Origin of the sequence: Caballeronia sp. LZ035 (assembly GCF_031451175.1) — a bacterium.
GTDB lineage: Bacteria > Pseudomonadota > Gammaproteobacteria > Burkholderiales > Burkholderiaceae > Caballeronia.
Genome location: NZ_JARUXS010000002.1, coordinates 1,064,833 through 1,090,476, shown reverse-complemented (window position 1 = coordinate 1,090,476; position 25,644 = coordinate 1,064,833). Strand labels below are relative to the sequence as shown.

The window sequence follows — 25,644 nt, the reverse complement described above, 5'->3', positions numbered from 1 at the left end:
CTTGCGGAGACTTGCAGCTTGGAACACCTACAGCGCGACAACGAAACGGCCAGCATCGCGGCCACGCAGGCTTCCCCATGGGTTGGATTGCGCACCCACTGGCAAGTGATCGCAGCCGCCACGGCGGGTTGGGCACTCGACGCATTCGACTTCGCGATGCTGCTGTTCCTGCTGCCTCATCTGCAAAAGGTCTTCGACGTCGGCCTGCCGGCCATGACCCTGATCGTCACCGCCACGGGCCTCGCCAAGATCGTCGGCACGATAGGCTGGGGTATGGCGGCCGACCGCTTCGGCCGCAAGCTCGTGTTCATGGCTGCGGTGCTGTGGTTCTCCTGCGCCGCAGGCTTGAGCGGTCTCACCTGGAGCTATGCGTCGTTCATGGTCATGCGGGTTCTGTTTGGTGTCGGCTTCGGTGGCGAATGGACCGTGTCGGTCTCCCTCATGATGGAGACCGTGCCCGACTCAATCCGCCCGTATGCCTCCGGCATCATGGTCTCCGGCTATGAGATCGGCTACATGGTCGCTGCGGGCGCGTTCCATCTGCTGTTCCCGGTGCTCGGATGGCGCTGGATGTTCGTGATCGGCGCCCTGCCCGCCTTGCTGACGCTCTTCATCCGCAAGAACATCGCCGAATCGCCGGAGTGGTTGCGTGAGCGGCGTGAGCGTCCGCAGCGCAAGCGCTTCGATGCCTTCGAGTTCAATCCCGCCGCCGTCCAGGCGTGGCTGTTCTCGGGTGCGATCAACTTCATGCTGTGGTCGGTGCAAGTGCTGTATCCCACGTTCCTGATGTCGGCGCGGCATATCGATGCGAGCCGCATCTATCCGTTTCTCGCCGCGTATTCGGTCGGCTCCATCAGCGGCAAGCCGATCTGCGGTTATGTCGCGGCGCGCCTCGGCGAACGCCGGACCATCGTGCTGTTTCTCTGCATGGTGATTCCGCTCACCATTCTCTACACGCTGGTGTCGAACCTCTGGCTGCTGGCGCTCGGCGCCATCCTGATGGGACTGTTCGCGAGCGGACTCTTCGGCATCCTGCCGCTTTACCAGTCGATGCGTTTCTCGGTCCGCGGCCGCGCAACCGGCATCGGCATCAGCTATGCGATGACCGCCGCAAGTTCGGTCGCGCCTTACGCAATCGCCCGCCTTGCGCCGTCGATCGGCTTGAATGTGGCCATCGCGGCGTTCATCGGCGGCAGCGCTGTGCTGCTGATGGCGATCGCGTCCTGGAACACGAACCGATGGAAGCCAGCCGGCGAGCACGACAACCGTGGACCTGAAGCGACGGATCGCCCGTCAGCTCACAGCATCAGCGAGGCACGCGCGCCTCTTCAAGGAGCTTGAATCGTGACCGATTCCATCGAAGCAACGCGGCCCCGGTTCACCTTGCCACGCGGCGCATGCGATACGCACTGTCACGTGATCGGGCCTGCTTGCAGCTTCCCGTACGCGGCATCACGGCCCTATACGCCGGAGGAAGAGACCGACAAGCTCGTCCTGAGCACGCTGCACGAACGGCTGGGTATTGACCGCGCTGTGATCGTCCAGGCCACGGTGTACGCGACCGATAACCGGATCGTGCTGGATGCCATCGCCGACCGGCCGCACGCCCGGCGCGGCGTCGCACTGGTCGAGACGTCCATCTCCGATCATGCGTTGCAGACGCTTCACGAGGGCGGCATTCGGGGCGTGCGCTTCGGCTTCGTGCGCCATCTCTGGACGCCTCCCGATCCGGCTGAGTTCCGGAACCTGATGCACCGGATAGCCGAGCTGGGCTGGCATGTGTCATTGCATCTGGATGCGACGGCACTCGGCGAACTGCAGCCGATGCTGGACGCGTTGCCCGTTCCATTCCTGATCGATCATATGGGAAGGATCGACGCTGCTGCCGGACTGGAACAACCGGGCTTCGCGCAGTTGCTCGAATGGGCGCGACGCGATCACTGCTGGATCAAGCTTTCGGCCCTCGACAGAATTTCAGCAACGGGCACGCCGTTCGTCGATGCCGCGCCGTTCGTGCGCGCTGTGCTGGCGGCTTCGCCTGAGCGCGTCTTGTGGGGCACGGACCATCCGCATCCGAACCCGCGCCATCCGGTGCTGCACGATGAAAGTCTCGTCGACGTGCTGCCTCTGTGCGGCGATGACCACGCGCTGTACAAGATGCTCGTGGCAAATCCGGCGCGCCTGTATGGCTTCGTCGACTGAGCACGCGAGAAGCCGCGATCTAGGCAATGCTCGCGCCTCGCCGGACTTCCGCTGCATGCCGCTCCACCCGGTTCCTGCCCTTGCGCTTGGCTTCCAGAAGCGCCGCATCGGCGCACTGAATGAGCGACGCCCGTGCACATTCCGCAGGCGCACTCGCGACACCGACCGATGCCGTGACCGGACCCAACGGCTTGCCATCGTGATCGACCACGAGCGCGGCGATCCCGGCGCGCATGCCCTCCGCGCGTCGCACGGCTTCTTCAGCGTTCACCCCGACCATCAGAACGGCAAACTCCTCGCCTCCATACCGGAACACGAGGTCGGCGTCATCCGTCGCCTGCCGCAGCACGCCGCCCACGGCACGCAGGACGGCATCGCCCGCGTCATGCCCGTCGTCGTCGTTGAACTGCTTGAAGAAATCGATATCGACCATCGCGCACGCTGTCTCCTGCCCCGTGCGCGCCGTCTTCGCGAGTTCATCCTGCGTCCACAGATCCAGTTGCCGGCGATTGCGCAAGCCCGTCAGCGGATCCGCCATGGCCAGTTCGCGTAGCGTGTCGCGCAGATGCAGATTGTCCAGCGCAAAGCCGATGTTTTCCGCCAGCATCCGCAGATATTCGTAGAGCGATCCATCGTGCGGCGTGCCGTCGCTGAACTCCAGGTACAACATGCCCAGCGCGCCATGTTGTCCTGCGAGCGGCAAACAGCAGGTGTCGGGCACGGCGCCATCGGCAAGCTGCAAGTGTGCGCACGGCACATCCACTTGCTTGCCCGCAGGACGATGCAGACTGCCCCGCCGGATGCCCCAGCACGCATCCGGAGAAAACGTCTCCGAGGTGTGCCTGGGCGACTTCCACGAGCAGGCCGCCCGCATCGCCACGCGTTCGGCGTCCAGCAGATAGAGCTGTCCGCGCGTATATGGCAGAAGTTCAGGCGTGAAGCGTTCGACGACCCCGATCAGATCCTGGGTGTCATTGCATCCATGAAGTCGTTGCGTCATGCGCGACAGCGAATCGCGCATGACGCGGTCCGCTTCCCGTTCGCGTTCGAGGCGCTGCCGCACGAGTCCATTCTCGCGAAACACGCGCAGCGCTTGCGCCATGTCGCCGATCTCGTCGATGCGGTCGTAGCGCGGCGGCTCGACGGCGAAGTCCTGTGCGGCCAGGCGGCTCACCACATCGCTCAATTTGACGACGGGATGCAGAACGCGCCGGCGGAAGATGAAGTACAGCACGAACAGGAACACGAGCCCGGTGATGATGAGCATCGACTCCGCCACCGTGCGCCATACTCTCGAGACTTCCTCCGCGCGTTGAACGGCGAGGTCGGTGCGTTGATCGAGGCGATACTGGAATCGCTCGACATCCCGGCGCGCGCGTTCGAGCGAACGTCCGAAGTCAGCGGAGAAGGCGATGTCGATCGCTTTTGAATGGTCGCCCGCCTTCGCGGCAGCCAGCGCGGCCGCTTCGATGTCACGCATGCCGTCCGCCTGCCGCAAGGCATCGTGCAGCGCGTCGAGTTCATCGGCGAGCGCGCCGGCGTCGCGGATGTGGCGCGTGCGCTCCTCAACCGCACCGAGCGAGGACAACTCCCGTTGATAAGCGGCGAGATCGGCGGGATTTCCGCTTACCACATATTGCCGCGCAAGCGAGCCCAGCGCGTTGACCTCGGTGTCGAGGTTCGACGTGGCCTGATCGAACGCGTGGCGCTGCGCCACGGCTTCCCGCTCGGTTTCCTGAGCGTTCGATGCCAGCAGCATGGCGGCGCCCGAGGCAAGCGTGAGCGTCACGGTGACCGCATAGGCCCAGTTCGTTATCGTCGATAGACGCAGGGTGTTCCTGCTGTTCAACGGCCGGCCAGATTCGTCTTTCCCGCCTGGCTTCGCAGAACGCCCGGCCACGCGGAAGAAAACGCCATTATCCGCGCATTTCTCATACCTTACGGAACACGCCGGTTCGGCACTGCCCCGCGTTGCACGCGCGAGCCCAATGTCTCCCGCGTAAACACCTACCCGCTTCTATTGACGCCCAACATACGCGTCAGTATGATTTCCTTCACGACATACTCATGAGTATGTCCTTGCAAATGCCACCTCGCCCGTCAGCCGGGCTTCTTCGTTGTCTGATGTTCAAGGAGAGCTTCCGCCGTCATGGATCGCATGCCCACAATGTCGCTCTCCGGCAGCGAGCCGCGTACGCCGCTTCCCGCCCTCATCCAGATCGAAGGTCTGCAGAAGCACTACCGCACCCGCAGCGGCGACCTGGTGCAGGCCCTCGGTCCCATCGACCTGACCATCGACCGGGGTGAATTCATTACCGTCGTCGGTCCTTCGGGATGCGGCAAGTCCACGCTTCTCAAGATGCTGGCCGGTCTCATCCCGCGTACCTCCGGCACCATTCGCGTCAACGGACAAGCCATCGGCGGTCCGCAGCGCGATATTGGCGTCGTGTTCCAGAGTCCGGTCCTGTTGCCGTGGAAGACCACGTTCGACAACGTCATGTTGCCCGCCACCGTGCTCAAGCTCGATCGTGAGGCGACCGGCGTGCGCGCCCGGCAATTGCTCGACATGGTCGGCCTGGCCGACTTCGCGCACCGCTATCCGAACGAGCTGTCGGGCGGCATGCAGCAGCGCGTCGCGATTGCCCGCGCATTGGTTCACGACCCCGCCGTGCTGCTGATGGACGAGCCGTTCGGCGCGCTCGACGCCATGACGCGCGAAACCATGAACGTCGAAATCCGGCGTATCTGGCGCGACTCCGGCAAGACGGTGCTGTTCGTCACGCACTCGATTCCGGAAGCGGTGTTTCTCGGCAGCCGCGTGCTCGTGCTGTCGAGCCGTCCGGGTTGCATCGCTGAAATCGTCGACGTCGAGCTGCCTGCGCAACGCGATCTCGACGTCATGACCACCGAACGCTTCGGCTCGTACACGCGCCGCATCCGTCAACACTTCAAGGCCAGGGGATTCATAGAATGAGCGCCGAACTCGCGATTCCGCATGCGCCGTCGACGCCGCGCCGTCAGGCATTCGCCATGTTGAAGCAACATCCGGAATGGATCTGCGTGCCGGCGCTGTTCGTGCTGGTCGTCGCCGTGTGGGAAATCGGCTTCATGCTCGCGGCGGTGCCCATCTACATCGCGCCCGCGCCGTCCGACATTTTTCACGCGCTCGTCAACGGCCTCTCGTCCGGACTCTTCATCAGCAACGGCCTGACCACGCTTGCCGAAGCGCTGCTCGGCTTCCTGCTGGCGACCCTTCTCGGCATCATGCTCGGCGCGGTGATCGCGCAATCGCGCTTCGTCGAGAAGACGCTCTACCCGTATCTGATTGCCATCCAGACCACGCCGAAAGTGGCGATCGCGCCGCTCTTCATCATCTGGTTCGGCTTCGGCATGACGTCGAAGGTGATCATGGCGGCGGTCGTCGCGTTCTTTCCGATCCTGGTCAACGTGATCGTCGGGCTGCGCTCCACCGATACCTCTCGCATCGAGCTCATGCGTTCCCTGCAAGCGAGCCGCTGGCAGATCTTCACGATGGTGCGCCTGCCGAGCGCCGCGCCGATGATCTTCGCCGGCCTGCACATCGCGGTCATCTTCAGCGTGCTGGGTGCGATCGTCGGCGAGTTCGTCGGTTCGCGCAAGGGGCTGGGCAATCTCATCATGCAGTTGAACAACAACCTCGACACCGCTGGCGTGTTCGCCGCGCTCGTCGTGCTGTCCGCGATGGGCATCGTGCTGCATCTGCTGATGCACATGCTGCAGAAGAAGCTGTTGTTCTGGTCCGAGCAGCAGCAGATCGCGCAGGTCTGATCGCACCCGGTACAGCGTCACATCACACGGATTCCATCATGACGTTCACGTTGAAACCTCTCGCGTCGGCGATCGGCGCGGAAGTGGTCGGGCTCGATCTGCGCACGGCGATCGACGACGACACCATCGCCGCGTTGCGGGACGCCTGGCATCGTCACACGATCCTGCTGTTTCGCGGCCAGTCGCTCGATCACGCGCAGCATGTTGCGTTCAGCCGCCGCTTCGGTGCGCTCGACGACCACGCCTCCATTCCGCGCTTCCGGCATCCGGAGCATCCGGAAATCCTGCTGGTGACGAATCATGAAGCGGGCGGCAAGCGGCTCGCCGTGGGCCGGCAATGGCACTCCGATCTGTCGACCACCACGCGTCCCGCCAAGGGTTCGCTGCTGTATTGCTCGGTGCTGCCGCCGGTCGGCGGCGACACGATGTTCTGCAACATGACGCGGGCGTGGGAAACGCTTTCGCCTGGCCTCCAGTCGATGCTCGACGGACGCTGGGCGCTGCATGACATGACCATCGCGCGCGAGACGCAGACAAACCGCACGGCGGAAGATCTCGCGGACATTCGCCGGCGCAATCCGCCCGTGTTTCAGCCGGTCGCGCGCGTGCACGACGAAGCAGGTCACAAGGCGCTCTACGTGAGCGAGATGACGACGGTTTCGTTCGAGAACATGACGCGCGCCGAAAGCCAGCCGCTGCTCGAGTATCTGTATCAGCACAGCGTGCAGCCGGAGAATGTCTACCGGCACCGCTGGCAGGTCGGCGATCTGATGATGTGGGACAACCGCAGCGCCATGCATATCGCGCTTTCCGACTACGACCAGACGCAGCCGCGCATGATGTATCGCACGACCCTGCTCGGCAATCCGAGCGGACGCGTCGCCGAAGAAGCGGCGCTCGCCCTCGCCGCCTGAGGCATGCCTGCGCACGCGCCGCTGGATCCGGCGCAACTGCTGAACTGGCCGATCGAGGCTCTCTCGCAGCGCTACACCGTCCGTGACATCATGTTTTACGCGCTGTCGCTGGGCATCGGCCAGGCGCCGCTGGACCCGGCACAGCTCGCGTACGTGTATGAAGAAGGCCTTGCTGTGTTGCCGGCCTTCGCTACCGTCCTCGCCGATCCAGGCCCATGGCTCGGCGATCCGAGTCTCGGGCTCGACTGGACGGGCATGCTGCATGGTGCGCAGCGCATCGAACTTCACCGTCCTCTCTCAACCAGCGCACATGTGCGCAGCGAAAGCCGCGTAACGGCCGTGGAGGATCTCGGCCGCGAGCGCGGTGCGCGCGTCGTGACAAGACGCAAGCTGTTCGATGCCGACGATGGCGCGCACATCGCCACGCTCGACATGACCTCGATCCTGCGCACTCATGGCGGATTCGGCTCCGCACCTCGCGCGCGTGAATCAGCGCCGCATGAGCCGCTGAAGGCCGCGCGGCGTCATGCATTCGACTACGCCGTGCCGCCGCAAACCGCGCTTCTGTTTCGCCTGAACGGCGACATGAACGGCCTGCATGCCGATCCCGCCATCGCCCGCGCGGCAGGATTCGCGCAACCCATCCTGCATGGCATGGCGAGCTTCGGCATCGCGGGCTACATGCTGTTGCGCGCGCTCGAACGAGCCCCCGGCGAACTTCGCGAGATGGAAGCGCGTTTCAGCGCGCCGGTGTTTCCAGGCGACACGCTGCGCATCGAAGCGTCCAGCCGGACCTCCACTGAAGGCGAGCAGCTCTCTTTCGACGTGTTCGCCATCGAACGCAACGTGAAGGTCATGACGCGCGGGGCCGCGCGCTTCGGCCCCGCCTGACGCCCGAGTTTCAGTATCTGCCGCCTGAGACGTGCAGGAGATCGCCGCTCACATAGCTCGCGCGTTCGGACAGCAGGAACGCCACCGCATCCGCGACATCGGACGGGTCACCCATGCGCGGCACCGGCGTGGTCTTCTCGGCGGCTTCGCGCACCTTGTCGTAGTGAGGCAGATCGCGCACCGCCTGCGTGTCGATGATGCCGGGCGCAATCGCATTCACGGTCACGCCAAAGCGCCCATTCTCCAGCGACATCGCCCGCGTGAAGCCGATCAGTCCCGCCTTGGCCGCCGAATAGTTCGCCTGCCCCGGATTGCCCAGATGCGCACGCGACGAGATATTGACGATGCGTCCCCACCGCTGGCCTTCCGCTGTCATGTGCGGCAACACGGCGCGCGTACACAGGAAGGCGCCCTTCAGAATGACATCGACGACGCTGTCCCAGTCGCCGACGCCCATCTTCGTGATACGCATGTCGCGGGTGAATCCCGCATTGTTCACGAGCAGGTGCACGCTGCCCCATGTGTCCGCCACCGCCTCGACCATGTCGTTGACCGATGCTTCGTCGGTGACATCGACGGCATACGCGCGCGCCTCCACGCCCATCGTCTGGAGCTTGTCCGCTTGCGCCCGCGCACCGGCGCCATCGCGATCGACTACCGCGACGCGCGCGCCTTCCATCGCCAGACGCTCGCCGATTGCCGCGCCAATGCCGCGCGCGCCGCCGGTGATGATCGCCACCTTGTCTCTGAGTCCGAGATCCATGTCGCCGTTTCCGTGTCTTTTATGAAGTCATGACGCCGCGGCACGCCGGGCGAGTTCCTTGCCGATGATGATCTGCTGAATCTGCGTCGTGCCCTCGTAGATGCGGAACAGCCGCACGTCGCGATAGAAGCGCTCGACAGCGCTGTCGCGCATATAGCCCGCGCCGCCGTGAATCTGCACGGCGCGATCCGCGATGCGGCCAACCATCTCCGAGCAGAACAGCTTGCAGCACGACGCTTCGAGCGAGACACGCTCGCCCGCGTCATGGCGTCGGGCGACGTCGCGCAGCATGCATTCGGCGGCGTAGAGATCGGTCTGGCTGTCGGCGAGCATGGCCTGGATCAGCTGAAAACTCGCCAACGGCTCGCCGAACTGCGTCCGTCCGACGGCATACTGCGTGGCCTCGTGAAGAATGCGCCGCGCCTGCCCGACACACACCGAAGCAACATTGATGCGGCCGCGATCGAGCGACTTCATGGCCGTCACGAATCCCCGGCCCGGTTCGCCGCCGATGATCGCGCTCTGCGGCACCCGCACGTTCTCGAAGTACACGTCCGCCGACCAGGCGCCCGCCTGACCCATCTTCTTGTCCTTCGGCCCGACCGTCACGCCGGGCGTATTTGCCGGCACGAGGAACGCGGTGACGTGCGCGTTCTTCGGCAGCCGTTCCGGATGCGTGCGGGCCATGACGAGAAACAGCCCCGCGACCGGCGCATTGGTGATGTAGCGCTTGCTGCCGTCGATGACCCAGCTGTCGCCATCGAGCACGGCGCGCGTGCGCAGCGCCGCGCTATCCGAGCCCGAATCGGGTTCCGTGAGGCAGAAGCTCGTGATGACTTCGCCGCTCGCGATCTTTGGCAGCCAGTGATCCTTCTGCGCCTCGGTGCCATCCATCAGGATGCCTTGCGAGCCGAGTCCGAGATTGATGCCCACCGCCGAGCGGAAGGCCGCCGAGGCCCACGTCAGCTCGATGATGATCTCGATCTCTTCCGCGCAGACGAGCCCGAGACCGCCGTATGCTTCGGGCGTCGAGAGTCCGAACAGGCCCATCTGGCGAAAGTCGTCGATGATGCCGGGCGGGATACGGTCTTCTTCGGCGACCTGCTGCTCCAGCGGCACCAGTTTCTCGCGCACGTAACGGCGCACGGAGTCTTTCAGTTGTTCGAGAGTTTCGCGGTCGAGCATCGTCAGGCTCCGGCCAGGCCGACGATCGCGACGGCACTGACGTTCTGGTTCGGCATGCCGCCGAGGTTGTGCGACAGCGCGAACACCGGCGGCGTGCGCACCTGCCGCTTGCCCGCGCGGCCCAGCAATTGCAGATAGTTCTCGTAGATCATGCGCAGCCCCGATGCGCCGATCGGATGCCCGAAGCATTTCAGGCCGCCGTCGATCTGGCATGGATTGGCGCCGTCCGCGTCGAAGCGGCCGTCGAGCACGTCGCGCCAGCCTTCGCCGGGCTCGCTCACGTGCAGGTCTTCCATCGTCACGAGTTCGGTGACGGAGAAGCAGTCGTGGACTTCCATCAGGCTCAGTTGCTCGCGCGGCTTCGTGATGCCCGCTTCGTCGTAGGCGCGTTGCGCGGCGATACGTGTGGTGTGGAAATAGCTGCCGTCCCAGCCCGCGCCCTGCAGTTCCCAGCCGTTCGATACCGCCAGTTGCAGCGCCTTCACCGTCACGAGTTCGCCGCCCTTGCCGAGTGCGCGGGCAATCTCCGGCGTCGTGACGATCGCGCAGGCCGCGCCATCCGAGACGCCGCAGCAGTCGTACAGGCCGAGCGGCTCGGCGACCATCGGCGCGTTCAGCACGGTGTCGATGTCCACGGCCTTGCGCAGATGCGCCTTCGGATTGTTGACGCCGTTCGCATGGCTCTTGACCGAGACGTGCGCCATGGCGCGTTTGAGATCGTCACGCGAGACGCCGTGCCGCGCGCGATAGGCGCCGGCAAGCTGGGCGAAGTTGCCGGGCGCCGATCCCACCACGCCGATCATGTCGAACGTCGTGCCGCGCGTGCGTACCGGCAGGCCGCCATAACCGGTGTCCTTGAGCTTCTCGACGCCGAGCGCGAGCGCGATGTCGGCCGCGCCGGAAGCCACCGCATAGACCGCGCCGCGAAAGGCCTCGGTGCCCGACGCGCAGTAGTTCTCGACCTTGGTGACCGCAATGTCGTGCAGCCGCAGCGCCATGGCGAGCGGAATGCCCGACGGCCCGATGTTCATCGCGTCGAAGCCCACCGACAGCCACGCCGCGTCGATCTGCGCGGTCTCGACGCCCGCATCGGCGAGCGCCTCCGTGTAGGCTTCGACCATGAGATCGTCGGCGTCGTCGTTCCAGCGCTCGCCGAAACGCGCGCAGCCCATGCCGAGTATCGCTACCTTGTCCCGAATGCCTTTGGGCATGTTGATTCGCTCCTTGTCAGGCGGGCATCGCCTTCCAGAAATATTTGACGAAGCCGCGCCGCTCATCGACGGACTTGATTCGAAAGCTCATGCGCATGGCCCGGCCGACTTCGATCTGATCCGCATCGGCGTCCGTGAACTCCGCCAGCATGCGGCCTCCGCCGTCGAACTCGACCATGCCGTAGCAGCCCGGCGGATCGGGCGTGAAAGCCAGCCGGTCCGCCGTAAAGGTCAGCACGCGCGCGGTGCGTTCGGCGAGCGGATAGGGTTCGAGCGTCGCGCTGCGCGCATCGTGCGATCCCACGGCGATGCCAGTCGGCGGGTATTGCACCGCGCCGCTTTCCGGATCGCGCCCGCCGACCAGACCGAGCACCGCCGACCGGTTGCGATACAGCGCCGTGAGCGGCTGCTTCTGCTCGAACTCGGCGCGCATGCCGGTATCCAGGCCGATGCCGCCCGTGAAGAACAGATACTTGAGGTAGTTCGCTTCGGGCTTGCCGCGCGCGAGCCAGCCCGATACGCCGCGCTTGGTCGCGTTCGCCTGGGTGGCGATGGCGGGCATGATCTCGAAGATCAGCACGTCCGCGCCCTGGCCGAAGCCGAGCAGCACGATCCGCTCGCCCGGCTGCGCGCGTTCGAGCGCATGCGCCAGCAGCACGAGCGGCTGCGCGCAGCCCGCATGGCCCAGCGTGGCGCCGAGCGTGTCCACGATGGCGCTCGCCGGCACGCCGCAGGTCCGGGCCAGCGCTTCGGCCACGCCACGCACCGGAATCGGCACGATCAGGCGATGCACGTCCTCGCCGGCCAGGCCGAACTTTGCGAGCGCCTGCATCAGCGCGTCGCCGGCAATGCGGCCATAGCCTTCGTCGCGGACCCAGCGCGCTTCCCAGCCGTAGTCGAAACTGGCGTCGCTGCCGCGGAAATGATCGACGAAATCGACCGAGACCGAATGGCTGCCGATGAAACGCGCGATCGGCTCGCCGCGTCCCAGCACGAACGCGGCGGCGGCATCGCCGTTGATCAGTTCCGCCTCCGAGGCAGGCTTCGCGGCCGCGCGCTCCGACGCGATGCAGAGCGTGTGCGCAGCATCGGCGGAGGCTACTCCGCGCAAAGCCTGGATCAGCGCGCCCGTGCCCGCTTTCTGGCTGCCGGTGATGTCCTGGGTGAAGACGTCATCGGCGAGATTGAGTGCTTCCTTCACGATGCCGGCGTTCTGCCGGTCCGCGAACGGCAGACTCGTCGAGGCGAGCATCAGCGTGCCGATGTCCCCGCGCGCCGCTTCGGGGGCGGCGTCGCGCGCGGCTTCCACCGCGAGCGTGAGCGCGTCTTCGTCCCAGTTCGCCATCGCCCGCTCGCCTTTGCCATGCGCCTTCAATGCCGGCGCGAACCACGCGTGCGCCGCGCTCACCGACGCGCGCTGCAGGCGCAGACGCGGAACATACGCGCCGCAAGCCAAGATTCCAATCATTGCTGTATCCGTCAGGTTGAAGGCTTCAATGCCATTGAAAGCGGCCATTGCCGAGGACGACCGCATCGCGTTCCGCGACACGCGCGACGAACGACGCCTCGCCCGCGCCAGTGATCCAGATGTCGGTGACGATCGTCTCGCCCGGATAGACCGGCTTCGAGAAGCGGCAGTCCATGCGCGAGAAGCGCGCGGCGTCGCCGTCGCACAGGGCGTCCGTCAATGCGCGTGCCGCCACGCCGTAAGTGCACAGGCCGTGCAGGATCGGCCGCGCGAAACCCGCTGACTCGGCGATATGCGGATCGATATGCAACGGATTGCGATCGCCGCTCAGCCGGTACAGCAGCGCCTGATCGTCCCGGGTGGCAAGCGCGACCGACCTGTCCGGCGCGCGTTCCGGCAGCGCATGTGGCGCCGGCGCGGCATCGTCGTGCGGGCCCGCCGAGCCGCGTCCGCCGTCGCCACGCAGAAAGGTGGCGCGGCGTTCGGTCGCGAGCAACTGGCCGCTCTCGCTCGCATACAGGTCGCGCCGCGAGTACAGCAGCGCACCTTTGTCGGCGCCCTTGTCGACGATGCGCTCGACCCTCAGCACGCTCCTGATGCGGCCTTCGCAAGGCAAGGGCGCGAACACTTCCAGCGACTGCTCCGCATGCAGCACCTTGCGCCAGTTCACGCCGTATTGCGGTTCCTTCAACCAGAAGCCGGGCCAGGCGAGCACCACTGCCATCGTCGGACAGACCTGGAGGCGGTCTTCGTAGACGTATCGCAAGGTGGAAGCCGAGGTCGCCGCCTCGCTGCCGACACCGATGCCCAGCGCATACAGCATCACGTCGCGCACATCGTGCGTCGCGACGGTTTCGCGCGGTGGCGCTGCCAAGATGCGCGCGGGTTCGAACGCGGCATTCATGCCGGATCCCACGCGAACACATCCGACGAGCGCTGCAAGGGCTGCAAGGTCGGGCGGAAAGCGGGCAGCAGATCCGAGGCGAGCGTATCGACGCTCCAGCCCTCGGCGCGTTGCATCGAACGCACCGGGCGCGGCAGGGAAAACAGGAAGATCTCGTTCTTGCGCGCGCAGAACACCTGGCCCGTGACGTCTTTCGAAAGGTCGGAGCACAGGAACGCGGCGAGCGGCGCCACCTTGTCGGCGGACATGGTCTTGAGCCGCTCCACGCGCGCCTTGTCCGCTTCGGTTTCCGCCGGGATCGATGCCGTCATGCGGCTCCACGCGAACGGCGCGATGCAGTTGGAACGCACGTTGTAGCGCTGCATGTCCAGCGCAATCGACGTCGAGAGGCCGACGATACCCATCTTCGCCGCCGCGTAGTTCGCCTGGCCCAGGTTGCCGACCAGCCCTGACGTCGACGTGAAATGAACGAACGCGCCGCTGCCCTGCTCCTTGAAATGAACGGCCGCCGCTTTCGATACATAGAAATAACCGTTCAGATGCACATCGACGACGTCGCGCCACTCGGCATGGCTCATCTTGTGGAACATGCGGTCGCGCAGAATGCCGGCATTGTTGACCACCGCGTCGATGCGGCCGAAGTGCTGCACCGCATCCTCGACGATGGACGTCGCACCCTGCTCGTCAGCGATACTGGCCGCGTTCAATACCGCGCGCCCGCCGGCCTTCACGATCTCCTCGACCACCTCCGCACCAGGGTTCGGCTCGTTGCCGTCCCCACCGCCATAGTCGTTCACGACCACCGCCGCGCCCTCGCGCGCGCACAGCAGCGCGATCTCCCGGCCAATCCCGCGTCCCGCCCCCGTCACCGCCACTACCTTGTCGATCAGGTTCACGTCGTCTCCGTTGTTGAAAGCATTATTTGTCGTCGTCCCACGCCTTTTCGGGCAGCGGCAGGCCGGCCAGGTCTGCGGGCGTGAACGGCTCGCGGACCGCATGGCCTTGCGCCTCGATCACGACCGTCAGTTGCCGCGCGTGCTGCATCGAATGCCAGGTCGTGCGCTCGAGCACTTCGTGCAGGGATTGCTCGCCCCAGTAGGTGGGCTGCATGGCAGAGAAGTCATCGTCGCGATGCCTCTGCCACCAGCGGTTGAAGCGCGCGAGCACCGCTCCACCATAGGTCAGTACGTCCTGACCCGGCACCACTTCATGCGTGCCGCGCATCGTCATTTCGTACGTGAGTTCGCGCTGTTCCTCGACCGCTTCGAGATACGCCTCGACCACGCGGAACACGTGATGGGCCAGTCCGCGCGGCGGCGCCCAGCTGTTGCGGAACGGACCGTCGAGCACGTCGTCCGGCAACTGCATCACGAAGCCACGCGCCTTCGTGATGGTGAGGTTGACCCGCTCCGCCAGCGTGGCAGGCGTCAGCCGCGTGTCGTCGGGGATATCGAGTTCGAGGAAAGTCTTGATGTCCGCAAGCGACTGGCAATACACATAGCGCGTCCCGATGGCGAGCACCGGCACGCTGCGGGCGCCGAGACTGCGCAACTCGTCCATCGCGCCCGCCTGCGCCGCCACGTTCACCGATTCGAACGCGATGCCATGCCGCGTCAGAAACTCCTTGGTACGCAGACAGCTCGAACAACCCGGCGCCCAGAACACCCTGAGCGGCTGAGCAGCCGTTTCCTGTGTGTGCATCGCGTGTCTCCTGTTGATCGGTTTGCAGCTTCCGGGGCGGGCTTTCCCTGCCCTGCGCGCTGTTGACCGAAAACATACTCGTTAGTATGATGCGTTGACCGAGCATACTACACAGTATTTTTTTGGGTCAACCGTTTCGAACCTGGCAGGGTCTTGGCGAATGAATATTTCCGAACGCGCAGCCGTTGCGGCAGAGAGTGAAGAGAGGGCGCATCAGCAGCCCGGGGACGGCGCCACGCGCGACCTCCGTCCAACGCGCGAGGTGGTGTGGCAGCCGCAGTTGAACGCTGCGGAGACGCGCTGGCGCGATCTTGCCGCGCAACTGTCCGCCACCTGCTTTGCACCGCTTGCGGCCGAGATCGATGCGAGTCAGCGCTATCCGCTCGAAACCGTGCAGCGCCTGCGCGACAGCGGCATCGCCAGCATGGTGCTGCCCGCGCGCCACGGCGGCGGCGGCGCGAGCCTGGTCGCGTATTGCGCGGTGGTCGAAGAGATCGCGCAGACCTGTGCTTCGACGAGCGGCATCGTCGCCACGATCCAGCTTGGCGCGGCGCCCCTTCTGTTGATGCGCGACGAGGCGCTCAAGAGCGAACTGCTGCGCGGCCTCATCGAGCGCGGCGAAGCCATCTCGTTTGCGTTGAGCGAACGCCACGCAGGCTCCGATCCCGCGTCGATGCAAACCCTCGCGACGCCAGAAGACGGCGGCTGGCGCATTCGCGGCGAGAAGTGCTGGATTGGCGGCGGCGGCGCGGCGCACTGGTACGTCGTGTTCGCGCAGACCGAGGCGGGCGCGGGCAAGCACGGCATTGCCGCGTTTCTCGTCGATGCGAAGGCGCCCGGCGTCGACGACAGCCAGCTCGAAGACAAGATGGGCATGCGCGGCACCCGCACGGCGACGATCGAACTCGATACCTGGGTCGCGCAGGCGCGCATGCTTGCGCCGCCGGGCGAAGGCCTGCGCATGGCGTTCGGTTCGCTCGATGTGGGACGCATCGGCGTGGCCGCGCAGGCCTGCGGCATGGCGCTGGCCGCTTTCCGCCTGGCCGTGGAGTATGCTGCGAAGCGGCGCACGTTCGGTCAGTTGCTGATCGATCATCAGGCGCTCGGTTTCAATCTCGCCGATCTCGCGGCCCGCCTGTCCGCAGCCCGCGCCCTGACCTACGAAGCGGCGCGCGCCCATGACAACGGCCGCGACGTTTCCGTGCTGGCCGCCCAGGCCAAGCTGATCGCGAGCGAAACGAGTCACGACGTGATCGATGCCGCGCTGCAGATCTTCGGCGGCGCGGGTTACGTGAAGCCGAATCCGGTGGAACGTCTGTATCGCGACCAGCGTGTCACTGAAATCTACGAGGGCACTTCCGAGATCCAGCGCCTGCTCATCGCGCGCGCGATCCGTGCCCAGGCAACAGGAGAATCCGCATGACGGTCGAAGTCGAATCCCGCCCGGTGCGCAGCCGCGCGGCTCAGCCGAAAGCATCGAAGTCCACCGACGACGACAGCAGCAGCGTCGCCCAGATCCTGCACGCGGCAGCGAGCGCGTTCATGCTCAAGGGCTACGCCGCCACCAGCATCGACGATGTCGCCGAGGTGCTCGGCTGCACCAAGGGCCGCATTTATCACCACTTCAAGAGCAAGGCCGATCTGTTCTTCCAGGTCCACGGCGCAGCCATGCAGATGGTCACGAACGCGGTCGCCATGGCGGCGGAAGGCGTCGCCGATCCCATCGCCCGCATTGCCGCGATGTCCCGCGCGCACGTGCTGATCATCATGAGCAACATCGAATTCCAGTGCGTAGTCGTGCAGGGTCTCGACATGCATCTGCACGGCCAGACCACGCCGGCGCAGCGCAAGGTGCTTAAGGAGTTCCTGGCCATGCGCGACCGGTATCAGGCGTTGTTCGTCGGCGCGATCGAAGAGGCGATGGCGGCGGGGTCGTTGCCGCAGCAGGACACGCACGTCGTGGTGAAGGCGCTGCTCGGCGCGCTCAACTGGACGACGATCTGGTATCGCCCGCGCCGCACCGAAACCATCGCGGAACGCAATGCCACCGCCGACAGCGTGGCCGCGTTCTGCGTGCGCGGACTGGGAGCGACGTATGCAGGCTGACACGCTCACGCCGACGGATACGCCACGCGACGCTTGCGAGACCTGGACGCGTGAAGAAATCAGCGCCTATCAGCTCGGGCGCCTGCGCGAGCAGCTTGAATACGTCGGCGAGCACAGTGTGTATTACCGTCGCCTGTTCGCGGAACACGGCTTTCGCGCCGCGCAATTGACGAGCCTCGACGACCTGCGCGCGCTGCCGTTCACCCGCAAGCGTGACTATGTGGATTCGATCGGCCGCGTGCCGCCTTACGGCGAGTTCCAGGCCGCCGCGCCCGCCGACGTGCGGCGCATCCACTTTTCTTCGGGCACCAGCGGCGCGCCTGCGCCGCAATACTGGACCGAAGCGGACCTGGATCGCTGGGCCGGACTCTACGCACGCTACGCCCATGCGCAAGGCGTGCGGCCCGGCGACGTGTATCAGTGCCTGTTTGGCTATGCATGGTTCGTCGGCGGCCTCGGCGCGACGGCCGGCTACCAGAAGCTCGGCGCGACCTGCATTCCCGGCGGCAGCGCCGACTCCGAAAGGCAGATCCGCTCGATCTTCGAATACGGTGTCAGCGTGATTACCGCCACACCGTCGTTCGCGGCGCATCTGGCACATACCGCGCGTTCGATGGGCCTCGACGCGCGCGAGTCTCCGGTACGGCACATCATGCTCGGCGGCGAAACGGGCGCGAGCGTGCCGGCCACGCGCGAGCGTCTCGAAGCCGAATGGAACGCGAAATGTTTCGATGCCTACGGCAGCCTCGAATTCCAGACCATCGGCCAGGACTGTCACGCGCAGAACGGCCCGCATCTGGCGGAAGACTTTGCGTACGCGGAGATCGTCGATGACGAAGGCCGTCCGGTTGCCGACGGCACACCGGGCGTGCTCGTCCTCACGCACCTGGACAAGCAGGCGGGTCCGCTCGTGCGCTGGTGGACCGGCGACGTCGTCGTGCGCGACAGCAGCCGCTGCGCCTGTGGACGCACGCACGCGCGCCTGCCGGGCGGCGTGCGCGGCCGTGCCGACGACATGCTGGTCATCCGCGGCGTGAACGTGTTTCCCTCGTCGGTCGAGCAGATCGTGCGCGGCTTCGAGGGACTCAGCAGCGAGTATCAGATCGTGCTCGATCCGTCCGTATGCGATGCCCGCACCGGCTTCCTGACCGGCTTCCGCTTGCGCGTCGAACTGGAAGGCGCGGCACTCGGCGCGGGCGTGGCAGAAGCGCTCGCGCACGAGATCCGCGAGAAGCTGCAAGTCCGCGCAACCGTCGATATCGTGCCGGCCGGAAGCTTGCCGCGCAGCACGCACAAATCGAAGCGCGTGGTCCGCGAAGGGCTCGACACGTGAATGCGTCCGCGCCGGTCCTCGCCACGTCCGCACTGCGCGGCAAACGCATCTATGTGACCGGAGCGGGCTCGGGCATCGGACGCGCCATTGCGTGCCGGGCCGCGGCGCTGGGCGCGACGGTCGGCGGTTGCGGGCGGCATGCCGAAAGCCTCGCCGAGACCGGCCGCATGATCGCGGACGCGGACGGTGCATTCCGTTACGACATCTGCGACGTGCGCGACGCCGAGGCCCTGCGTTCAGCGCTGCATGCCTTCGCGGGCGAACACGGCGTGGATGGCCTCGTCAACAACGCGGGCGGCCAGTTTGCCGCGCGCGCCGAGCAGATCTCGCCCAAGGGCTTCGCGGCGGTCGTCGATCTCAATCTCAACGCGGTGTTTGCCGCGTCGCGCGCCGCGCACGACGCGATGCCGCACGGCGGCGCAATCGTCAACCTGTCGATCTGTCCCGCCGAGCGCGGTGGTCTCGGGCTGGCGCATGCGGTGGCGGCGCGCAGCGGCGTGGCCGGACTGACACGTGCGCTCGCGCTGGAATGGGGTGGACGCGGCATTCGCGTGAACAGCGTGGCCCCGGCGGCGGTGGAAACGGAAGCGTTCGTCGCGTCCTATAGCGCCGATGCAATCCAGGCGCTCGGCGCGGCAACGCCGCTCGGCCGCAACGCGAGCGTCGGCGAGATTGCCGAACTCGTGGCGTTCCTGCTGAGCGATGCGGCAGCGCTCATCACCGGACAACTGCTGCGCATCGATGGCGGCGCGTTTCTCGGCGCGCCGCTCGACCTTCGCCCCGTGCACGAGGAGACACTGGCATGAGCGATGAAACTGCAAGCGACACAAGCGCGCCCGTGTGCTGCGAAATGCATGGCGCCGTCCTGCTGATCCGGCTGAATCTGCCGGACAAACGCAATGCGCTCGTGGCCGAACTGCGTGAAGGCCTGATCGCGGCGCTCGAGGCCGCGCAGCAGGACGACGCGTGCCGTGCGATCGTCGTCACCGGCAACGGTACCAGCTTCTGTGCGGGCGGCGATCTCGACGGCCTGCGCGATCACGATCCCCTCAACGTGCGTGCGCGCATGCGGCGCGGCCAGCAGCTCATCCGGCTGATCGCAGCCGGCGACAAGCCGGTCATCGCGGCCGTCAACGGCGCGGCGCACGGCGCAGGACTGTCGATCGCGGCGGCGTGCGATTTCGTGATCGCAAGCCATGCAGCGAAGTTCGGCGCAGTGTTCGGCAAGCTCGGCCTGATGGCGGACTTCGGTCTGCTGTGGACGCTGCCGCGCCGCATCGGCATGGCGCAGACCCGGCGCGTGCTGTTCGCGAGCCGCGTGCTCGATGCCCAGGAAGCGGCCACGCTCGGCCTCGTCGATCAACTTGCCGAACCCGCTGCGCTGCTCGCCGATGCCCTCGCGCTCGCCGAGTCGTTCAGCGACGCCGCACCCGTCGCCGTGGCGCTGACGAAGGCCGCGCTTGCCAAGCCCATCGAGTCTCTGGACGCGGCACTCGCGCTCGAACTCGAAGGCCAGACGCTGCTGTTTTCCACCGAGGATTTCGTCGAAGGCCGCAGCGCATTTCGTGAGCGCAGAACGCCGCAATTCAAAGGCCGATAGAAGACACCACGGCCCCATTCATAAAAAGCAAGGAGACACGCACCATGACCCGTACAACCCGCGCCCGCCTGACGCTGTGCGCCCTCGCCGCTTCACTCCCGCTCGTCGCGGCGCCGGGCATCTCGAACGCGCAGGACATGCAGAAGATCACGATGGCGGTGGGCACCACGGTCATCGATGCATCGCAGGCCAACAACACGTCCATCCCGCTCTACACCAAGTGCTGGCAGAAGCAAGGTCTCGACGTGACCATCCAGCCGATCAACTCGACCGCCGGCATGCAGGCGGTGCTCTCGGGTCAGGCGCAGTTCGTCAACATGGCGCCCGGCGCGGCGATCGTGGCGCGCTCCAAGGGCGCGCCGATCAAGGCGGTCTATCTGAACATCCGCCACAACTTCCAGTTTCCAGTGGTGCTGGATTCGAGTCCGATCAAGAGCATCAAGGACTTCAAGGGCAAGACGATCGGCGTGATTTCCTATGGCGCGGTGCTCGTCAACATCATCAAAGGACAGATCGCCGAGGCGGGACTCGACCCGGACAAGGATGTGACCTTCGTCGAGACCGGCACCGGCGCGCAAGCCATTACGGCGCTGCGCAGCGGCAAGGTCGATATCTGGGGGACCTGGGACTCGCAGATCGCGCTCGCGGAGGACATGGGCCTCAAGCTGCGTGTGTTCAAGTCGCCTTCCGCCGAGAAGCTCACGTTCGGCAGCGCCTATTTCGTGCGTGATGACTACACCAAGTCGCATCCTGAAGTGATCGAAAAGCTGCTGCGCTGCGTCGTGCAGGGCACGCAGATCACGATGGCCGATCCGCAAGGCGCCATTCGTGCGCACTGGGAAGAGTTTCCCGCCAGCAAGCCGACGGGTCTTTCAGACGCAGCCGCGATGAAACAGGCGCTGGCGCTCGTCAACATGCGCATGACCTACCTGAAAACGGATGCGGGCGAAAAGATGGGCGAAACCCCATCCGCATCGGCCACCGCCATGGTGGATTTCCTGAAGGCCAACAAGCAGCTCGCCGGGCCGCTCGATCCGAAGGACGTGTACACCAACCAGTTCATTCCCGCCGCCAACCAGTTCGATTCGCAAGCGGTCAAGCAGGCCGTAGCGACGCTGCCGAAGTCGTGAGGCCAGTCATATGAATTCTTCTTTGTCGCAGGATGCAAGCAAGGGGGCGCGAGTGCGCGCCATGCTCGCGAGACGCGAGGCGGTGGCAGTGCCGGGCACGCACGACGCCCTCGGCGCGATGCTCATCGAGGCCGCGGGCTTCGAGGCCGTCTACATGTCGGGCTATTGCGTGGCGGCGAGCCGCGGCAAGCCAGACATCGGCCTCATCAGCGGGTCGGAGATGATCGCGCAGGCTGCGCAGATCGTCGCGGCGGTGAATCTGCCGGTGATCGCCGATGCGGACACCGGTTACGGCGATGTGTCCAACATCGCGGAAACCGTGCGCGCATTCGAACGCGCGGGCGTGGCGGCGATGCACCTCGAAGACCAGATGTCGCCGAAGCGTTGCGGCGCAATGTCGGGCAAGGCGCTCGTCGACGATGCCGAGATGGCCGGCCGGCTGCGCGCCGCGTTGCTCGCGCGGCGTTCGCCGGACTTCCTCGTCATCGGACGCACGGACGCGGTGGCGCTGCACGGCGTCGGCGAGGCGATCCGCCGCCTGAAAGCCATGGCGGAACTCGGCGTCGATGCGGTGATGGTTCCGTCGCTGTCGTCGCTGGACGAGTGCCGTGCGGTCGCCGAGGCGGTGCACATCCCGGTCATTCACACGGTCGCGGAAACTATCCGGCCGTTGCAACCCCAGCGTGAACTGGCGCAGACCGGACTGGGCATGTCGCTCTATCCGATCACGCTGATTCAGGGGATCGTCGGCTGGCAGCGCACCCTGCTGGAACGCCTGAAGGAGGAAGGCAGCACGGCCGCGATGGTGCCGGACATGGCCCCGCTCGCGCAGATCACCGAGATGCTCGGCGCGCCGCACTATGCGGCGTTCGAGCGCCAGGTCGTGAAGGGGGCGTGATTCATGGCTGCGACGCTGGTCCAAAAAATCCTGGCGCGTGCAAGCGGGCGCGCGCACGTCGAGCCGGGCGAAGTGATCTGGGCAACGCCCGATCTGACGACGATGCCCGAGGTGTCGTATCCCGCGTATGTGAAGCGGCTCGCGGATATCGGCATCGACACGCTTGCGCATCCCGAGCGCCTCGTCGTTGCCATCGATCACGAGACGCCGGCGCACAGCGTGGCCGCCGCCGATCGCAACCGTCTCACGCGGCAACTCGCCGTCAAGATGCAGGTGGGTCATCTCTTCGACAGCGAAGGCATTACGCATCCGCTGACCATCGAGCGCGGGCTGGTTGCGCCCGGCATGTTCGTCGCGGGCGCCGATACGCACACGCCAGGACTCGGCGGCGTCGGCGCGCTGGCGATGCCCTTCGGCATCGAAGTGACCATGATCATGGCGACCGGCCGCATCTGGCTCAAGGTGCCCCGGACGATCCGCGTGCGCGTGCATGGCGTGCTGCCAGCGGGCGTCACGGCGCGCGACGTCGTGCTGCATGCGATGCGGCTCATCGACGCGGACGAAGCGAACGAGAGCGTTATCGAATACAGCGGGACCGCTATCGAACGGCTTTCCGTGCCGGAGCGCTGCACGATCTCCGGTCTGAGCGTCGATATGGGCGCCGATGCGGGCCTCGTGCCGGCGGATGCGCGCACGCTCGATTATCTGCGCGAAGCGGGCGTGCCGGAGCCGTCGCTCCTTCGCGGCGATGAAGACGCGCCCTGCCTGCGCACGATCGACATCGATGCGGGCACGCTCGAACCGCTCGTCAGCATTCCGCCCTCGCCCACGCACGTGCGCACGGCGGCGGAACTGGGCGGTATCGAGATTCAGCATGCGTATATCGGTTCATGTGCATCCGGAAGTCTTGCTGAACTGCGCGCGGCGGCCGAGCTATTGAAGGGGCGAAAAGTCCACGACAACGTGAAGCTGCTGGTCATTCCCGCCACGCGCCGAGTGCATGAGCAGGCGATGGCCGAAGGCGTGCTGGGCGTGCTGATGTCAGCCGGCGCGCAGATCGCGCCATCGACGTGCGGACCCTGCTTCGGTGGCCTTGCACAGCTCGCGGCGGGCGAGGTGCGCATCAGCACCAGCACGCGCAACGACCCTGGCCGCATGGGCAGCCCGGATGCGCACATTTATCTGGCAAGTGCGCTGACGGTCGCCGCTTCGGCGCTTGCGGGCCGGGTGGCCGATCCGAGAGATTTTTTGCAGGAGACCGTTGTATGAACACGCCGCTCATGGCAACAGGCCGAGTCTGGAAACTGCCCGACGACGTGTCGAGCGACGCGCTGATCTCCGCGAATCATGTCTTCAACTACGACCCGCGTGAGCTGCGCAAGCACCTGCTGCATGAGGTGCGTCCCGAGATCGCGGATGAAACCCGGCCGGGCGACATGCTGATGGCCGGGAAGCGCTTCGCTCACGGCAGTCAGCATAGCCATCCGTTTCTTGCGATGAAGGAGATCGGGCTGGGATTGCTGGCGATGAAGCTGACCCGTGCGCCATACCGCATCTCGGTCTACATGGGCGTGCCCTTCCTCGAAATCTCAGCGACTGAGTACGATGCCATCGCGGATGGCGAGACGCTCGAGATCGACTATCGAAACGGGCTGATCCGGCAGATGGCGAGCGGCGTCGTACATCGCGTGCCGACCTTGCCGGCTTTCGTGATGGACATCGTGTCGGCGGGCGGCGGGCTGGCTTATCTTCAGACGCAGGCGCGCAGCAATGTCGGCGAGCCCTCGCCGCAAGTCGACAGCATCCCCAATGCGTGAGCGCAGCGCTCGCAACCCGTTCTTGAACGCCAGAGGCAGCCGCTGACCCGCCCCCTGCAGGGTCGCTGCATTCCCTCACAAGCCCGTGCTATCTTGCATCTCGCCGCTTGTCCATTCGATCGGAGGGAGCCTCGCCTTGCATGATTCGCACGCAGCCTTATCAGAACCCACGTTCGATACAGCGTGGGACGCAGGCGACATGGGCTGCGGCGAACTGCTGCTCAAGCTTCGCGTGAAGTTGCGGAAGGCGCCCGGCCAAATCGTCAGACTGACTGCACGAGACCTGGGCGCGATCGAGGATATTCCGGCTTATTGCCGTATCACCGGACATCGGCTGCTGCTTGCCGATCCAAAGCGAGGTCTTTTCTACATTCAAGCCAAAGCCTGATGTCGTCGTGACGAAGGGCCTCACCGTCCGTCTCGTCACACGCTCGTTGCATAACTGGAGAACCGGGAGAATATCGTGTCTGGAAAATTCGTGGTCAGTCTGACTCGAGCCCAAGACGACGCCGACCGTGCCACGGTCGCCTTCGTGGTCGCCAACGCGGCGCTTGCCAGCGAGAAAGAAGTCGTCGTGTTCCTGAATATCGAAGGTACACGCCTGTCCCAGTCCGGTTATGCGGACGACATCCACGAGCCGGGCTTTGCGCCGCTCAGGGAACTCATCAGCAGTTTCGTCGATGCGGGCGGCGCGCTCTATGTCTGCTCGCCATGCTTCAAAAAGCGCTCGCTCGACGAAGACAAGCTTATTGCCGGCGCCCGCATCGTGGGCGGTGCAATGCTCGTCGAATTCATGGGTGACGGCTGCCCCAGTCTCAGCTACTAGGGGCTCACATGACCACACGCAGAATGTTCGTGGCTGGCGCCGCCGGCCTCGCCTCCTCGTGGGCGCTTGCCCCGCTCGCCCGTGCACAGACCCGCAAGACATTGCGCTTCGGCGTCGGCCCCTTGCTGCCCAGCGCCGACGACACGAAGAAGAGCTTCGGCCCCTTCTTCGCGTGGCTTGCCGCGCAGCTCAATGCCGACTACGAACTGTCGGCCACTACCGACTGGGCGGGCATGGCCGTGGCCATGGGCGCAGGCCAGCTCGACCTGGCCTGGATGGGACCGTGGGGCTACGTGATCGCGAACAACGCGACGCAATGCCAGGCACTCGCGACCGTCAAGTACGACGACCAGCCGTTTTATCGCGGCATCATCGTCGGCGGTCCGGAGATCGAGGTGAAGCATTTCCCTGACGATACGAAGGGCAAGTCGATCTCCTTCGCCGACGTCGGCTCCACATCCGGCTGGCTGATTCCCACCTGGTACGCGAAGGAAGTCTGGAAGATCGACCCGAAGACCTTCTGGCAGTACACCGAAGGCGCGACGCATGCGGCCAACGAAGTCGCCGTGCAGTCCGCTCAAGTCGATCTGGCGACGGACTTCGACCGCAATCGCAATGCCATGATCGCGAGTCACAAGATCAAGCCCGAAGGAACGAAGATCGTCTGGACCTCGGACCCCTTGCCGAACGATGCGATCGTGGTCCCGCACGGCACCTCCGCCGATCGGGTCGCGCAGATCCAGCACATCCTCACTGCGCTCACGCCGCAACAGGCCGCGACCTTGTTGCCGCCGCGCTATACAGGCTTCGTGACGGCGACGCATGCGTCTTATTCGGTGATCGAAAACGCGGGTATCGCGGTCGGCAAGATTCGCGCGAAGAGCTGAC

Annotated in this window: 26 protein-coding genes; 18 read left to right on the top strand and 8 right to left on the bottom strand. The window is 65.6% G+C overall.

The window, feature by feature from the left end; genetic code table 11:
- Window positions 1-18 precede the first annotated feature (18 nt).
- Window positions 19-1,341 carry an MFS transporter gene (locus QCE88_RS20560; RefSeq protein ID WP_309905537.1) on the top strand — a complete coding sequence of 441 codons (1,323 nt, stop codon included), beginning with the start codon at window positions 19-21 and terminating at the stop codon, window positions 1,339-1,341.
- Between the two features lie 3 nt (window positions 1,342-1,344).
- Window positions 1,345-2,202, top strand: a complete 858-nt coding sequence (locus tag QCE88_RS20555) for an amidohydrolase family protein (RefSeq protein WP_309905535.1) — start codon at window positions 1,345-1,347, stop codon at window positions 2,200-2,202.
- Window positions 2,203-2,221: 19 nt separating this feature from the next.
- Here the strand turns inward: QCE88_RS20555 and QCE88_RS20550 are convergent, their stop codons facing one another.
- Window positions 2,222-4,051 (bottom strand): diguanylate cyclase, encoded by a 1,830-nt coding sequence (locus QCE88_RS20550; protein ID WP_309905533.1) that lies wholly within the window; start codon window positions 4,049-4,051, stop codon window positions 2,222-2,224.
- A 309-nt stretch (window positions 4,052-4,360) separates the two neighbouring features.
- On the opposite strand from QCE88_RS20550, the gene QCE88_RS20545 reads away from it, so the two are divergent.
- Genes QCE88_RS20545 through QCE88_RS20530 form a run of 4 tightly spaced genes read left to right on the top strand, consistent with a single transcriptional unit; the run spans window position 4,361 to window position 7,814 of the window.
- Entirely contained in the window at window positions 4,361-5,176 is an 816-nt protein-coding gene (locus tag QCE88_RS20545; protein WP_409018194.1) for an ABC transporter ATP-binding protein, read from the top strand.
- Window positions 5,173-6,009 carry an ABC transporter permease gene (locus QCE88_RS20540; RefSeq protein WP_309905528.1) on the top strand — a complete coding sequence of 279 codons (837 nt, stop codon included), beginning with the start codon at window positions 5,173-5,175 and terminating at the stop codon, window positions 6,007-6,009. The genes QCE88_RS20545 and QCE88_RS20540 overlap by 4 nt, the downstream gene beginning before the upstream one ends.
- Before the next feature lie 38 nt (window positions 6,010-6,047).
- A complete protein-coding gene (locus QCE88_RS20535; protein WP_309905527.1) occupies window positions 6,048-6,923 on the top strand; it encodes a TauD/TfdA family dioxygenase in 876 nt (291 codons plus the stop codon).
- Window positions 6,924-6,926: 3 nt separating this feature from the next.
- Entirely contained in the window at window positions 6,927-7,814 is an 888-nt protein-coding gene (locus tag QCE88_RS20530) for a MaoC/PaaZ C-terminal domain-containing protein (protein WP_309905525.1), read from the top strand.
- Window positions 7,815-7,824: 10 nt separating this feature from the next.
- Here the strand turns inward: QCE88_RS20530 and fabG are convergent, their stop codons facing one another.
- Genes fabG through QCE88_RS20495 form a run of 7 tightly spaced genes read right to left on the bottom strand, consistent with a single transcriptional unit; the run spans window position 7,825 to window position 15,046 of the window.
- Window positions 7,825-8,577, bottom strand: coding sequence for a 3-oxoacyl-ACP reductase FabG (fabG, locus tag QCE88_RS20525; protein WP_309905523.1), 753 nt, complete (start codon window positions 8,575-8,577; stop codon window positions 7,825-7,827).
- A 27-nt stretch (window positions 8,578-8,604) separates the two neighbouring features.
- Window positions 8,605-9,762: an acyl-CoA dehydrogenase family protein gene (locus tag QCE88_RS20520; RefSeq protein WP_309905520.1), complete on the bottom strand. Its 1,158-nt coding sequence runs from the start codon at window positions 9,760-9,762 to the stop codon at window positions 8,605-8,607.
- Between the two features lie 2 nt (window positions 9,763-9,764).
- Window positions 9,765-10,973, bottom strand: coding sequence for an acetyl-CoA acetyltransferase (locus tag QCE88_RS20515; RefSeq protein ID WP_309905518.1), 1,209 nt, complete (start codon window positions 10,971-10,973; stop codon window positions 9,765-9,767).
- Between the two features lie 16 nt (window positions 10,974-10,989).
- Entirely contained in the window at window positions 10,990-12,441 is a 1,452-nt protein-coding gene (locus QCE88_RS20510; protein WP_309905516.1) for an OB-fold domain-containing protein, read from the bottom strand.
- A 25-nt stretch (window positions 12,442-12,466) separates the two neighbouring features.
- Window positions 12,467-13,345, bottom strand: coding sequence for a MaoC/PaaZ C-terminal domain-containing protein (locus QCE88_RS20505; RefSeq protein WP_309905515.1), 879 nt, complete (start codon window positions 13,343-13,345; stop codon window positions 12,467-12,469).
- On the bottom strand, window positions 13,342-14,241 hold the full coding sequence (locus QCE88_RS20500; RefSeq protein WP_409018170.1) for an SDR family NAD(P)-dependent oxidoreductase: 900 nt from the start codon (window positions 14,239-14,241) through the stop codon (window positions 13,342-13,344). Before QCE88_RS20500 ends, QCE88_RS20505 begins: the two co-directional genes overlap by 4 nt.
- Window positions 14,242-14,263: 22 nt before the next feature.
- Window positions 14,264-15,046 (bottom strand): glutaredoxin domain-containing protein, encoded by a 783-nt coding sequence (locus QCE88_RS20495; RefSeq protein ID WP_309905513.1) that lies wholly within the window; start codon window positions 15,044-15,046, stop codon window positions 14,264-14,266.
- A gap of 160 nt (window positions 15,047-15,206) precedes the next feature.
- Between QCE88_RS20495 and QCE88_RS20490 the strand changes: the two genes are divergently transcribed.
- The 12 genes from QCE88_RS20490 to QCE88_RS20435 all read left to right on the top strand — a co-directional run bounded on the left by QCE88_RS20490 (window position 15,207) and on the right by QCE88_RS20435 (window position 25,643).
- Complete coding sequence (locus tag QCE88_RS20490) at window positions 15,207-16,469, top strand: acyl-CoA dehydrogenase family protein (protein ID WP_309905511.1); 1,263 nt, start codon at window positions 15,207-15,209, stop codon at window positions 16,467-16,469.
- The gene (locus QCE88_RS20485) at window positions 16,466-17,152 is read left to right on the top strand and encodes a TetR/AcrR family transcriptional regulator (RefSeq protein WP_309905509.1); all 687 of its coding nucleotides are present in this window, start codon (window positions 16,466-16,468) and stop codon (window positions 17,150-17,152) included. The genes QCE88_RS20490 and QCE88_RS20485 overlap by 4 nt, the downstream gene beginning before the upstream one ends.
- Window positions 17,142-18,485 carry an AMP-binding protein gene (locus QCE88_RS20480; protein WP_309905507.1) on the top strand — a complete coding sequence of 448 codons (1,344 nt, stop codon included), beginning with the start codon at window positions 17,142-17,144 and terminating at the stop codon, window positions 18,483-18,485. The genes QCE88_RS20485 and QCE88_RS20480 overlap by 11 nt, the downstream gene beginning before the upstream one ends.
- On the top strand, window positions 18,482-19,291 hold the full coding sequence (locus QCE88_RS20475) for an SDR family oxidoreductase (protein ID WP_309905505.1): 810 nt from the start codon (window positions 18,482-18,484) through the stop codon (window positions 19,289-19,291). The genes QCE88_RS20480 and QCE88_RS20475 overlap by 4 nt, the downstream gene beginning before the upstream one ends.
- The gene (locus QCE88_RS20470) at window positions 19,288-20,085 is read left to right on the top strand and encodes an enoyl-CoA hydratase-related protein (protein ID WP_309905504.1); all 798 of its coding nucleotides are present in this window, start codon (window positions 19,288-19,290) and stop codon (window positions 20,083-20,085) included. Before QCE88_RS20475 ends, QCE88_RS20470 begins: the two co-directional genes overlap by 4 nt.
- Window positions 20,086-20,129: 44 nt before the next feature.
- On the top strand, window positions 20,130-21,215 hold the full coding sequence (locus QCE88_RS20465; protein WP_309905502.1) for an ABC transporter substrate-binding protein: 1,086 nt from the start codon (window positions 20,130-20,132) through the stop codon (window positions 21,213-21,215).
- Window positions 21,216-21,225: 10 nt separating this feature from the next.
- A complete protein-coding gene (locus tag QCE88_RS20460; RefSeq protein ID WP_309905500.1) occupies window positions 21,226-22,113 on the top strand; it encodes an isocitrate lyase/phosphoenolpyruvate mutase family protein in 888 nt (295 codons plus the stop codon).
- A gap of 3 nt (window positions 22,114-22,116) precedes the next feature.
- Window positions 22,117-23,382, top strand: coding sequence for an aconitase/3-isopropylmalate dehydratase large subunit family protein (locus QCE88_RS20455; protein ID WP_309905497.1), 1,266 nt, complete (start codon window positions 22,117-22,119; stop codon window positions 23,380-23,382).
- Entirely contained in the window at window positions 23,379-23,930 is a 552-nt protein-coding gene (locus QCE88_RS20450; protein WP_309905495.1) for a 3-isopropylmalate dehydratase, read from the top strand. Before QCE88_RS20455 ends, QCE88_RS20450 begins: the two co-directional genes overlap by 4 nt.
- A 136-nt stretch (window positions 23,931-24,066) precedes the next feature.
- The gene (locus QCE88_RS20445) at window positions 24,067-24,318 is read left to right on the top strand and encodes a sulfurtransferase TusA family protein (protein ID WP_309905494.1); all 252 of its coding nucleotides are present in this window, start codon (window positions 24,067-24,069) and stop codon (window positions 24,316-24,318) included.
- Window positions 24,319-24,393: 75 nt separating this feature from the next.
- A complete protein-coding gene (locus QCE88_RS20440) occupies window positions 24,394-24,756 on the top strand; it encodes a DsrE family protein (protein WP_309905492.1) in 363 nt (120 codons plus the stop codon).
- Between the two features lie 8 nt (window positions 24,757-24,764).
- Entirely contained in the window at window positions 24,765-25,643 is an 879-nt protein-coding gene (locus tag QCE88_RS20435) for a phosphate/phosphite/phosphonate ABC transporter substrate-binding protein (RefSeq protein WP_309905490.1), read from the top strand.
- The last annotated feature ends 1 nt before the right edge of the window (window position 25,644 follow it).